We start from the raw sequence: 11,159 nt of genomic DNA, 5'->3' as shown, positions 1-11,159 counted from the left end.
CTATGTGAAAGTAGGACATTACCAGGCTTCAAATTGTAGAGAGCCCGACTAGAAATAGTCGGGCTTTTTTACGTCTGAAGAAAAGTAAAATGTGCGCAATTAACACACTCATATCGCGACACAAAGATAGTGTAGCATTTGCTATGTGGCTCTCCACCGCTGTGGGCACTACGACACTACCAGACTTCAAATTGTAGAAAGCCCGACTAGAAATAGTCGGGCTTTTTTACGTCTGCAGAAAAGTAAAATGTGGTGAGTTACTCACATATCGCATTATAATTTAGCTAATTTACACCCTACCAAACACTTATATTAAGCACTCAATCTCGGTGGACGAGATAAATTAAGAATCAGTTTGATCCCCTACTTAGTTGATAAGTATCTATATAAATATAGTTAAGCTCTATCTCAATAATACTGAATGGGATTGAGGTGAAAATAGTGTTACCTAGGTACTTAATACTCTTATAGAACACATATATTGTGCCAACATGTAATTCATTGACTATAATCATTAATCCTAGGTCGCGGTAAAGAGCGCTACTTAAAATAATTAAATAATTGATTATCCGAACTGGTGAATTATTTCCTTGTTAGCATAATTAATCTTCATTGTACTTTGCATAATTCAACAAAGGATTTAATTTTCTCTGATGCGATATAAAATATCTTGGTGCTTACTTTTTACCACTATGCTTACTCATTTTTCAGCTTTTTCTGATGAGTTAGAATTTTCTGGTTATGCTCGAGTTATTGGTGGTTACTTAGACGAAAAAAATGTCGAATTTAAGGGATATGAAGACAGTATTAAATTTTCTCCATCTAGTTTAATTGGATTCCAAGGCGAGTATCAATTTGATGATAAGTGGTCTGCAACAGCCCAAGTTTTGCTAAGAAGCAATAACACAACAGCTTCTGATAACTCAGGGTTAGAGTGGTTATATTTAACATATAGGCCAACTGATAATATTCAGATAAAACTCGGAAAATTACGCACACCTTTTTTTACTATGAGTGACTTTTCTGATGTTGGTTTTGCGTACCCATGGATCAATCCACCTCAACAAGTCTACGATACTTATTTATTTAAAACATTTAATGGCATAGATGCTGTTTATAAATTTGGTGCAGAAAACTTTGATTTGAGCTTTGAAGGTTACTATGGTGAAGAGTCGGGTGATATAGGGATTGGCGCCTTAAGAACGGGCTTTGAAGTTGATAACCTTTTAGGATTCATTGGTAAGATTAATATTGAAAACTTAGAATTTAGAGTGTCCCGTTATAATGGGAATATCAAGCTTGATATTGATGAGATAAGACAGCTAGAAAATGTGCTTAATAGCCTTAATTTTACAAAAAGCGCCAGCTCGGTAAAAACAAAAGGTAGAGCACATGCAGACCAATTTGGCGTAATTTACGACAATTTAGATTATTTTTTTAGAGGTGAATGGGTCCGCATTAAAACTGATTTAGGGATAGTGCCTATAATTCAAAGCTATTATTTAACTGCCGGTGTTAATCATGCTCCTTTTACTTACCACTTAACATTTGCAGATAGCGACGTAGAAACTCGTTCTGCTGAAAATGAAATTCCGTTAGGTATTAATAGCGACTTAGATCAACTTGCATATGGGTACAATCGTATCTTTGATGAATCTACGCCTGATTCAATTAAGAGTTGGACGGTTGGTGTACGCTGGGATGTGTTGCCAAACCTTGCCTTAAAAGCTGAGTTTTCAACCCTAGAAGGCGACGATGTAAAAGACTCGTTTTTCGTTACTCCTGATGACTCTGATTTTGATAAAAAAACTAATCTTTATCTTATTGGTTTGGATTGGGTGTTTTAATGATATTTTTTAAACCTATTAATAACATTAAAAAAATAATGATGCTCTTTGTAGTCGCTAGTAGCCTATTAGGTTTTAGCATTTCAGTTTATGCAGAAAATACAAACCCCTCGAACGTCATTATTGTAGTAAATACCACAGATAAAAACTTATCTTTTAGTAAGCAACAAATTCGCCATATTTACATGGGCGGAGCTATGAGCAGACAATTTAAAGCAGTTAACCTATTTGTCGGCAATCCGCTTAGAATAAATTTTAACACTAGGATGGTAGGTCTTACTGAATCTAGAATACAAGCTTATTGGGCCCAAATGCGATTCACGGGGCGCAGCAAGCCCCCTGTTGAATTTGAGTCTACAGAAGAGGTTATAGAGTACTTACTAACCGTCGAAGACTCAGTAGCTTACCTTCCAGCAGGAATTACTATACCTAAAGAGCTCACCATAATTGCACTAAATTAAAAGTAAGCCGTTTACTTAGTAAAAAATCAATTGCACTGAGTTATTTTGAAGTTATTGTTAGTTCTTTAAATAATATTTTCGCTCGTTCAATTGCGTGTGGTAGTTGTGCAATGCACACTGGTTTTGCAAAGTAATAGCCCTGCATTTCATCACTACCATTTGATACTAGGTAGTTAGCTTGGTCGGTTGTTTCAATTCCTTCGCTACATATTTTTAAACCAAGGCGTTGGCCTAAATCGAGTATTGCTTGTAATACTGCAGTGTCTTTTGCTGAGCTTGCATATTGATTTACAAACATTCGATCTATTTTTAATGTATCAATTTCAATTTTAGTAAGATAACTCAATGAAGAGTAACCTGTGCCAAAGTCATCTAATGCAATTGAGCCTCCCATAACTTTAACTTGATTAAAAAATTGATTCGCGTTTTCAAAATTTTCTAAATAGCTTGATTCTGTTATTTCAAACTGAATATTTGAAATATCGACGCTATGTTCAAGTAGTTTACTTTTTACAGTATGAATGAAGTTATGATCTTTTAAGTCATGGCTTGAAAGATTCATGGAGACGAGTACATTATTCCCCATAAGTTGTTTTAGCATTTGCATATCTTTAAATACTTGTGTGATCACCCATTGAGTAATAGCTTTTATTTTACCAGCTTGTTCCGCTATAGGTATAAACTCACCAGGAGAAACAAAGCCTAGCTCTTTGCTTTGCCATCTTATTAAGGCTTCTAAGCCTTGAGCTTCGCCTGTATTCGACATTTTAAGCTGATAAAATAACTCAAATTCATTTTGCGCTATTGCGTGAGATATTAAGTTAGCGACTTGCACTTTTCGTTTGTTATCTTCAAGCATTTTATGGTGAAATATTGTATATGCGCCTTTGCCTTTTTCTTTTGATGTGTACATTGCAATATCGGCATTACTGATAAATGTATTTATATCAAATTCAGCTTCTTTGGCACTTGCAATACCAATACTAATACCCGCTGGTACGTCCCACTCATTTATAGTGAATGGCTCTTTCATACCCTCAATGATACTTTCGGCAATATCTATAACAATAGATTGCTCAGTGATATTAGGTAGCATAATTAAAAACTCATCACCGCCTAAGCGTGCAATTATGTCGTTACTACGCAGATAACTTTTCACTTTTTTAGCCACAGCTTGTAAAAGCATATCTCCGGTTTCATGGCCTAGGGTGTCGTTAACGCCTTTAAAACTATCAACATCAAAGAACATAATCGCAACGTCTCGGTCGTTACTTTTACTACTAGCTAGTTCGAGTTTGAGTAGGTCCATAAAAAACATGCGATTAGGTAAACCTGTCAATATATCGTAGTTGGCGAGGCGCTCCATTGAATGCGTTTGTACTAAAAGTTGTGCGGTGTGTTTATGATTGGTTTGAACTTGGGAGTCAATTGTTTGTAGTAATGTATTAATGTCGTTACCAAGTTGAGATACTTCATCATGACCAGTGACTTGGTATTGAAGCTTATAATTTGTTGATTTTTCAACTTTCTGTGTGAACTTCGAGAGCGCTAAAAGTGGGCTTAATAAACGCTGATATATCCAAAATGAAATAATAATGGTGAGTGCAATAATTAAAACAACAAATGGAGCTGCACTATAAAAAAGGCTAATTTTACTTTCATTCAAAGGCTTTTTAAAGTCTTGCACAATGAGCAAATATCCAATAGGAAATTGCTCCTCCCCAATTGCCTTTAAGGCAACTAGTCCTTCATTGGTTATTGTAACCGCGTAAGGTAAATCTTTTGGTTGAATACTTATAAGTTCAGGCTTAAAGCTCTCAAGCTCTAAATAGTTAGGGTGGACATACGATTGGATTAATTGCCAGTCAGCGTCAAATACATTAACAAACTTAATGTGTTCATATCGATCAAAACCGAGCAATTCGGTGGTTATAGAGAACAAATCAACTTGCTCAGACATAACACGTAATAAGCTATCTGAAATATTTGAAGACATTGCATCTAAGTTTTGCTTAACAGATTGGCGATATAAATCTTCGTGTTCATTAATTGCGAGGAAAAAAACTAAATTTGCGCTAAATATAATTAAAACCGTTGTTATTATAATAAATTTATATCGAATACTATGAAGCATCAAATCTAACCCTTAACCGTCATTTAAGTATGTTTTAGTTATTATTGTGTAATCAGGCAATCCATAATTACAAAAAAGTTACTTATTACGCCCTTTGTAGCACTAAAAGCCTAACATTGAGAATGCTTTTAAATTCATATACTAAATATAGCTGTTTATTTAATTTTGTACTGACTTACTTTGTTGCAATTTCATTCTTGGTTTAATAAGTGACCTGTGTAAAACTACCTTAGTTAATTTAGTAAATCAGGTGACATGAATGTCGAATATTAAAGCTTGGAAACTTATAAGCCTGTTTTGTTTGTTCGCAGTGCTTATGGGTTGTCAATCTAAAGAAGAGCAGCTGCAACAAACAATTCAAGAGTCTATTAAAAAAGCAGATACAGAGCTGTCACAGCTTGGTACTGCGCTTGATAATGGGAATGTGCGCAATGCTGTATTACTTAAAGAATATGGCGAGCTCCTTAAAAAACAACAACCAGAGCTTACAAAAGTTGTTGATGTAATTACCCTTGATGCAACACGCCGAGGCGCACTTTATAGTGGTTTAACACAGCGACTTAAAGATATTAAAGGAACTTACTTAATTCCTCCTTATGAAGATACGTTGCATAGCATTGATTTGTTGCGTGATGCGTCTAAACCTACGCTATTTTCTGATGCGTTAACCGATCCTATTAATATGCTAGCTGATATGTCCAAAGGCACTTTAGCGCGTGTAGGCGCAATTAGTAAGCAAGCTGAAGGTGAGGGTGTTGGTAACCAAATGGTAGGTAACCCTAACTATGGTAACTGGCAAACAAATAGTAATGGTATTAGCTTTTGGCAATGGTACGGCATGTACCGTATTTTAGGCGATGTATTTGACCGTGTTGAATATGGTAGTTGGAGCAAGCGCCGAAAGTATAGTTATTACAATGACTATGGCCGTTCGCGTTATTCAAGCCCTAAACAAATTAAAACCCAAAGCGCGCTAGAAACACGCACGCGCCAAACATACCAACGCCAAGGTAAGCAGTTTACAAGCCCTTATGCGAGTAAAAAAACAGGTGCATCCGGTTTAAGCCGTAGTAGTTATACGCCACCAAAAAGCCGCAGTAGTTACTCACGTTCTAGCAGTTATAGCAATAGCTCAGGATCGGTGCGTGATAGCGGTAGCAGAACCTCTCGTGGCGTGAGCCGTGGTAAGTAAAAGAATAAAGTTGGAGTTAGAATAATATGTATGAATTTAATGGAATAACTATGTGGTCGCTACAAGCATTGGCGATTGATTTTGCAATTATTGTTTTATTATTTGTAAGCCTTAAATATATAAAAGGCTGGGTTTCAAACTTACACGCAAATGATGAAATAACAGAGCGTGATAACTTTGCTTTTGGTATTAGCTTTGCCGCTGGTTTAGTGGCACTGGCGATTGTATTAACAGGTGTAAGTAGTGGTGCTTTTGCTGCAACACTGCAGCAAGAAGCACTGCAAATGTTAGCTTACGGCGCATTAGCAATTGTACTTATTAAGTTAGGTCACTTTTTTCAAGATAAAGTAGCGCTTCGTAAAGTAAGCCTGCACGACGAAATAGTTAAAGGTAACGTTACAGCTTCAATTATTGATTTTGGTCATGTTGTTAGCGTTGCAATAGTTATTCGCTCAGCACTTTTATGGGTGGCTACTGATGGCTGGCATGGTCTTCCAATTGTAATTGCTGCCTTTATTATAGGTAGTGTTGTATTACTACTTGTTAGCCAATACCGAGTTCAGTTATTTAAGCGTACAAACAAAAGTGGCGACTGCCTACAACAAGCAATTGTTGATGGTAACTTAGCTGTGGGTATTCGTTACGCTGGATTTTTAATAGGTAGTGCATTAGCTATTACAGCTGCAACGGGTGTTGCGCCATACGCTGCTGATAACATTAATGCGAGTTTACTATACTGGGCTATTAGCGCTGTTGTGAGCCTTGTCGCATTTATTATTTTGCACTTAGTGACAATTAAAATAATTTTATCTGGTTGCGATATTTCCGATGAAGTTAATCGTCAAAAAAATGTAGGTGTAGCAGCTATTTCTGCAGCAGTATCATTTGCTGTAGGTATCACTATGGCAACCTTACTAGGCGCATAATCAGTGTCATCAACCAACACTCCCCCAAGTAAGTCTGGCTTACTTGGGCACGATATATTACTAATTACTGTTATGGCCGTGCTTGCTGGGTGCGGCCTTATTTATGAATACTTACTGTCTCATTATGCGGGCCGTGTACTTGGCTCAGTAGAAAGCGCTATTTACGCCATGATCGGTACTATGATTGTAGCAATGGGCTTGGGCGCTTTTTTAGCGCGTTGGTTTAAAGATGCATTTACCGCTTTTGCTTGGCTAGAAAGCATTATTGCTTTGGTTGGCATGGGCTGCATTTTAGCGATAGCGGGTGTAATAGCTGTAAGTTATTCTCTTCCTCATTTATTTTCGAGCATTTTTAATTTACCCCCAGATGTTGTACTTAATGGTTACGTATTTCAAAAGCTACAAGAGTGGTCACGTTTTCTACCTTATGTTTTTGGTTTAATACTGGGCTTATTTATTGGGATGGAAATACCGCTTATAGCGCGCATTCGTCAGCACGTTTATGGCCGTTTTTTAGAAAACAACGCCGGGACTATTTATGGTGCCGATTATATTGGTGCTGGTATTGGAGCCGCCATTTGGGTAAGCATCATGCTCTCAATGCCTATAATGCAAGCTGCGGCGTGGACGGCGTTATTTAATATCATCGCAGGGCTCGCGTTTTTATGGCGTTACCATGCCCATGTGCGCTTTGCTAAGGCACTTTTAGTTTGCCATATAGTACTGTTGGCATTGTTTGGCTTTATTTTAGTATTTGGCAGTAGCTGGATGAACAATCTAAGTAATGTTTTATACAAAGATAAAGTAATTTATTCGCAAGCAACCAAATACCAGCACGTAGTTTTAACCGAAAGATTAAGCAAAAACCAACCTCAGCCAATTACAGATTTATATTTAAATGGGCGTTTACAGTTCTCAAGTATTGATGAACAAATATATCATTCAATGTTGGTTTATCCTGCAATGCTTGCCTCTAACAGACACGACCGTGTATTAATAATTGGTGGTGGTGACGGGTTAGCGCTTAGAGATGTTTTAAAATGGCCTGTGAGTGAAGTAACGCTAATAGATTTAGACGCGCAGCTTCTCAATTTATTTGGTCATAAAGACGGTGACTTTACGCCACCAGAGCACATCAATAAGCGATTACTACAGCTAAACAATAAATCGATGCATGACTCGCGGGCCAACATAATTGTGGGTGATGCATTTTTAGAAGTTGAAAAGCTACTTGACCAATCTAAGCAGTTCGACACCATCTTAATTGACTTACCGGACCCAAATCACCCTGATCTAAATAAAATGTACAGTGACTACTTTTATAATCATGTACGTCAGTTATTAGCACCCGATGGCGCAATGGCGGTTCAATCAACTTCACCTTACCACGCTAAAAAAGCGTTTTTAAGCATTGCTAAAACAGTTAAAGCCGCAGGGTTTGAGTATGTTGAGCAGTATCAGCAAAACATACCTTCGTTTGGGCAGTGGGGCTGGACTATAGCGACTAAAATGGGTCAGTCGGCCAGTGGCCGTATTAATGATGCAACGGCTATGCCTGTGCCATCAAGGTGGATTAGTAAAGAATATTTATTGGCAAGTTTTGTATTTCCTAACCACTACTTTGAACAAGTTAAAAGTATTGAGGTCAATAGGTTAGGATCTGGTCAGCTTTATGATTACTACCGAACTGCATGGCAAATAGAAAGCGAATTGTATAAAAACTAATAAAACATGGTTGACATAATATGTCGACCGTGAGAATCTTAACTCAGACATAATATGTCAAACGACAAAAGGCAGAGACATGGAATTAAATGAACTTTCAATAAAATTAGCTTCTTTTGAAACTGAAGGCGCTAACTTTGAGTCTTTCTTGATTGCCAACCCAGGCGAGCAAGATGTTTTACAAGTCATTGTTGATGGAAATGATGAACTTCCAATTTTTGTTACACAAACGCAAGAGCAGTTGTTATGTATTAGCTACTTGTTTGACGAAGATGAAGTTAAGAGTGAATTACGCAACGAGTTAAACGAAACATTACTACGTTTAAACGTGCCAATTCCACTGAGTGCATTTGCTAAAATCGATAACAAATACGCGATTTTTGGTGCACTGTCGGTAAATTCATCATTAGATGACGTTACCCACGAACTAGTGACATTAGCCGATAACGCTATCGATGCACTAGAAGCCGTGACCTTGTATTTAAACGATTAATAGCCAGTTAGTGGAGTTAAGATTATGAGTATTTTAAAAAAATTATTTACAGCAGTACGTGGCGGCGCTCGTGAAGCAGGCGAAGCAATTGTAGACAAAAATGGCATCCGTATTTTTGAGCAAGAAATTGCAGACGCGCAAAATGCACTTCACCGCGCTAAAAAAAGCCTTACAGAAGTAATGGCTAAAGAAATGCAAACTAAGCGTAAAATTAGCGCTGTAGATGCATCAATCGCGGAACACGAAGCGTATGCAGGCCAAGCGCTTGAAAAGGGCAACGAAGCGTTAGCATTAGAAATTGCAGAAAAAATTGGTGACTTTGAAGCTGAAAAAGCCGAAAACGAGCAAGTATTATCTGGCTTTAGTAACCATATCGTTGCGCTTAAGCAGCAAGTTAAAGATGCTGAAAAATCAATTAAAGAGAATCAGCGCCAGCTTACAATGGTTAAAACCACTGAAAGCGTACAGCAAGCAACAATGGCTGTTAACAGCACGCTTAATACAAACAGCTCGTCTATGACATCGGCTCGTCAATCGCTTGAACGCATTAAACAGCGTCAACAAGATCGTAGCGACCAGCTTGGTGCTGCAAAGCAACTTGAGTCAGACGTAAATGGCGATGACTTAAAAGCAAAAATGGCTGAAGCAGGCATTGGCGACACAAGTCCAAAAAGTGCTGATATTTTAGCTCGCATCAAAGCGAAGCAAAATAGCTAACCATTACGTTTATACTTTAAAAAGGTAACCGAGTTTTGCTCAGTTACCTTTTTTGCTTAGAAGGCAGCCTTCCTATGTTTAATTTTTTCAAATCTAAAAAAGAGCCAGAGCGTCAGCTTAATCATCCGAGCGAGCTTAAAAAAGGCGACATGTTTAGTGTTATCGACTCATTTGCTTATCCGTCATGGTTAAAAGGTGAAACGCTACGTGTTACTGATATTCAGACTTACCAATATCAGCACAGCAGCGATACTGAATTTGTACTTGAGACAAATAGCGGCCAAGTTGTATTTTTACAAATTGAGCAAGATGACGGCGAGCAGTGGGCTAACTTTTCTATAAAAATTCAGCGAAACGAAGTTGAAGAGATATTTGGCCTTGATGAGTTTGCGCGTATTTTTGATGAAGAGTCGTTAACCCACATTACAGTGCAAAATACACCAGAGCGCTTTATGCAGTTTTTAGCTAAAAGCTATCAACAAAGCGAGTCGCCTTACGTGTGTTATTTCCATAATAAAGATTACCGTAACCAAACATTGCCTCGCTATGAGCAAGAAGGTGGTGAACCATGTGAAATGATTTGCTTAGCGTCAGATAATGAAGGCTTTGGTTTAAATATCGAAATTTGGGATGGCGGCGAAACCGAAGTATCGCTAACGCTCATGCGTCCAATGTCTGATATTGTAGACTTGTTTCCCGGAGATGCTAAGTGAGTGATGCTAAAGACAAGTGGTTACGTCAGGAACAAGCTGTACGTGCCACGCAAATGGCATTTGATCTAAGCAGCGAAGTTCAAAAGCTGATAAAAAAGCAGGCAATTGATCAAGAGTTAACGCCGTCAGATATGATCCGTAAAATACTTGGCTTAGATGTAAAATCTAAAAAAACGCGTCAACGTTTATCGTTTAATTTAAATGATGATGAGATTGCGCAACTAGCCAGTCGCTTTGATGTCCCAAGTGATGATAAGCGAGCCGTAAAACAACAAGTAGCTGACTTACTAATTGCTCACACTAAAAAAACTAAGTAGTTGCACTAGATTATTATGAATATTACTCTAATTGCTTATCTACTTATTTTTGCGTTGTTTGGTACTGCGGCGAGTTATTTTGTACGTTTTATTTATGCATATTGGGTGCTTAAAACAATGCCCATGAAATACATTATAAAAGCGGGTATTTGCGTAGTGCTGGTTGTTGTAATTTCAGCGTTAATTCCGTATTTAGGTTAACGCTGAAATTAGCTTATACACGACCGTTTTTATTTTATATCAAACGACTGGCATTGGTGATTAATACACAGCGATTGCACTTCAAGTACAGGAGAACAATCGGTTAAGCCTTGTGCTTTATTTTGTATTTTTTCTTGTTTTGTTATTTGTTGAGCAAGCTGTTCTGCTTCTTCTTGAGATGTGTTCAGCGTTGAATAAACAGCATACTTACTCGGTCCGCCACATGCGCGGGCGCCCACTTCAAGTACTTTGCACTGAAAGCTTGCAGTGCAGCTGTTATTACTCACCATGTTATTCAGATCATAGTTTAAGTCAGATAAGTTTTTACTTTGCTCATTTGACGTCACAGTACTAGCACAACCACTTAGTAGTAAAATGCTGCTAGCAATGCTTAAAATTGATAGTTTAATTGCCGATGGTAAACAACTCATAA

At 37.7% G+C, this 11,159-nt stretch carries 12 protein-coding genes; 10 read left to right on the top strand and 2 right to left on the bottom strand.

Annotated elements, in window-relative coordinates; translation table 11 throughout:
* Window positions 1–653: 653 nt before the first annotated feature.
* Both QMA08_RS14835 and QMA08_RS14830 read left to right on the top strand, forming a co-directional pair.
* Window positions 654–1,847, top strand: a complete 1,194-nt coding sequence (locus QMA08_RS14835; RefSeq protein ID WP_200219697.1) for an outer membrane beta-barrel protein — start codon at window positions 654–656, stop codon at window positions 1,845–1,847.
* Window positions 1,847–2,308, top strand: coding sequence for a hypothetical protein (locus QMA08_RS14830; RefSeq protein WP_272451722.1), 462 nt, complete (start codon window positions 1,847–1,849; stop codon window positions 2,306–2,308). The genes QMA08_RS14835 and QMA08_RS14830 overlap by 1 nt, the downstream gene beginning before the upstream one ends.
* A 40-nt stretch (window positions 2,309–2,348) precedes the next feature.
* Here QMA08_RS14830 and QMA08_RS14825 read toward each other — a convergent pair whose 3' ends face one another.
* Window positions 2,349–4,442 (bottom strand): EAL domain-containing protein, encoded by a 2,094-nt coding sequence (locus QMA08_RS14825; RefSeq protein WP_290174806.1) that lies wholly within the window; start codon window positions 4,440–4,442, stop codon window positions 2,349–2,351.
* A gap of 259 nt (window positions 4,443–4,701) precedes the next feature.
* Here QMA08_RS14825 and QMA08_RS14820 point away from each other — a divergent pair, with 259 nt between their 5' ends.
* The 8 genes from QMA08_RS14820 to QMA08_RS14785 all read left to right on the top strand — a co-directional run bounded on the left by QMA08_RS14820 (window position 4,702) and on the right by QMA08_RS14785 (window position 10,726).
* Window positions 4,702–5,634 (top strand): hypothetical protein, encoded by a 933-nt coding sequence (locus tag QMA08_RS14820; protein WP_033020991.1) that lies wholly within the window; start codon window positions 4,702–4,704, stop codon window positions 5,632–5,634.
* Window positions 5,635–5,660: 26 nt separating this feature from the next.
* Window positions 5,661–6,560, top strand: a complete 900-nt coding sequence (locus QMA08_RS14815) for a DUF350 domain-containing protein (protein WP_024597420.1) — start codon at window positions 5,661–5,663, stop codon at window positions 6,558–6,560.
* Between the two features lie 3 nt (window positions 6,561–6,563).
* On the top strand, window positions 6,564–8,285 hold the full coding sequence (locus QMA08_RS14810; protein WP_290174805.1) for a polyamine aminopropyltransferase: 1,722 nt from the start codon (window positions 6,564–6,566) through the stop codon (window positions 8,283–8,285).
* Window positions 8,286–8,364: 79 nt separating this feature from the next.
* Entirely contained in the window at window positions 8,365–8,778 is a 414-nt protein-coding gene (locus QMA08_RS14805; RefSeq protein ID WP_004335098.1) for a DUF2170 family protein, read from the top strand.
* 24 nt (window positions 8,779–8,802) lie between these two features.
* Window positions 8,803–9,495, top strand: coding sequence for a PspA/IM30 family protein (locus QMA08_RS14800; protein ID WP_004335088.1), 693 nt, complete (start codon window positions 8,803–8,805; stop codon window positions 9,493–9,495).
* A gap of 74 nt (window positions 9,496–9,569) precedes the next feature.
* Window positions 9,570–10,208 (top strand): hypothetical protein, encoded by a 639-nt coding sequence (locus tag QMA08_RS14795; protein WP_290174804.1) that lies wholly within the window; start codon window positions 9,570–9,572, stop codon window positions 10,206–10,208.
* The gene (locus QMA08_RS14790) at window positions 10,205–10,525 is read left to right on the top strand and encodes a hypothetical protein (RefSeq protein ID WP_024597423.1); all 321 of its coding nucleotides are present in this window, start codon (window positions 10,205–10,207) and stop codon (window positions 10,523–10,525) included. The genes QMA08_RS14795 and QMA08_RS14790 overlap by 4 nt, the downstream gene beginning before the upstream one ends.
* 15 nt (window positions 10,526–10,540) lie before the next feature.
* Window positions 10,541–10,726: a hypothetical protein gene (locus QMA08_RS14785; RefSeq protein WP_024597424.1), complete on the top strand. Its 186-nt coding sequence runs from the start codon at window positions 10,541–10,543 to the stop codon at window positions 10,724–10,726.
* A gap of 29 nt (window positions 10,727–10,755) precedes the next feature.
* Here the strand turns inward: QMA08_RS14785 and QMA08_RS14780 are convergent, their stop codons facing one another.
* Window positions 10,756–11,157: a hypothetical protein gene (locus QMA08_RS14780; protein ID WP_024597425.1), complete on the bottom strand. Its 402-nt coding sequence runs from the start codon at window positions 11,155–11,157 to the stop codon at window positions 10,756–10,758.
* Window positions 11,158–11,159: the final 2 nt, after the last annotated feature.

This window comes from Pseudoalteromonas sp. APC 3355 (assembly GCF_030407615.1).
Taxonomy (GTDB): Bacteria; Pseudomonadota; Gammaproteobacteria; order Enterobacterales; family Alteromonadaceae; genus Pseudoalteromonas; species Pseudoalteromonas distincta.
This window is presented reverse-complemented; position numbering and strand designations above follow the sequence as displayed.

What these genes read in the sequence shown, in the direction of transcription:
- QMA08_RS14835 (WP_200219697.1), top strand. Translation starts at nt 654, where the DNA reads ATGCGATATAAAATATCTTGGTGCTTACTTTTTACCACTATGCTTACT.
- QMA08_RS14815 (WP_024597420.1), top strand. Translation starts at nt 5,661, where the DNA reads ATGTATGAATTTAATGGAATAACTATGTGGTCGCTACAAGCATTGGCG.
- QMA08_RS14780 (WP_024597425.1), bottom strand. Translation starts at nt 11,157, where the DNA reads ATGAGTTGTTTACCATCGGCAATTAAACTATCAATTTTAAGCATTGCT.
- QMA08_RS14795 (WP_290174804.1), top strand. Translation starts at nt 9,570, where the DNA reads ATGTTTAATTTTTTCAAATCTAAAAAAGAGCCAGAGCGTCAGCTTAAT.
- QMA08_RS14805 (WP_004335098.1), top strand. Translation starts at nt 8,365, where the DNA reads ATGGAATTAAATGAACTTTCAATAAAATTAGCTTCTTTTGAAACTGAA.
- QMA08_RS14785 (WP_024597424.1), top strand. Translation starts at nt 10,541, where the DNA reads ATGAATATTACTCTAATTGCTTATCTACTTATTTTTGCGTTGTTTGGT.
- QMA08_RS14825 (WP_290174806.1), bottom strand. Translation starts at nt 4,442, where the DNA reads ATGCTTCATAGTATTCGATATAAATTTATTATAATAACAACGGTTTTA.
- QMA08_RS14800 (WP_004335088.1), top strand. Translation starts at nt 8,803, where the DNA reads ATGAGTATTTTAAAAAAATTATTTACAGCAGTACGTGGCGGCGCTCGT.
- QMA08_RS14820 (WP_033020991.1), top strand. Translation starts at nt 4,702, where the DNA reads ATGTCGAATATTAAAGCTTGGAAACTTATAAGCCTGTTTTGTTTGTTC.
- QMA08_RS14830 (WP_272451722.1), top strand. Translation starts at nt 1,847, where the DNA reads ATGATATTTTTTAAACCTATTAATAACATTAAAAAAATAATGATGCTC.